The following is a 202-nucleotide window of genomic DNA, read 5'->3' as shown; positions in this document are numbered from 1 at the left end:
CAGCACGAGATTGCCGAAGTAGAGCCCGTAGCCCACCGACAGTGCGATCGTGCCGCCCGTGAAGTTGCGCCGCGCGAACAGCGACAGGTCGACGACCGGGTGATCGGCGGTCAGCTCCCAGATCACGAAGAACGCGAACGCGATCACGGCCGTGAGCGCGAGCACGACGATCGTCGTGGACGAGAACCAGTCGAGGTCCTTG

The 202-nt window shown here is 64.9% G+C and carries 1 pseudogene; it reads right to left on the bottom strand.

Annotated elements, in window-relative coordinates:
- Window positions 1-202, bottom strand: a pseudogene (locus LDO54_RS39135) (MFS transporter); the annotation flags it as partial.

Source organism: Paraburkholderia tropica, from assembly GCF_914484835.1.
Classification (GTDB): Bacteria; Pseudomonadota; Gammaproteobacteria; order Burkholderiales; family Burkholderiaceae; genus Paraburkholderia; species Paraburkholderia tropica_A.
Note: the sequence above shows the minus strand (reverse complement) of the source record. Positions and strands in the feature narration are given on the sequence as shown.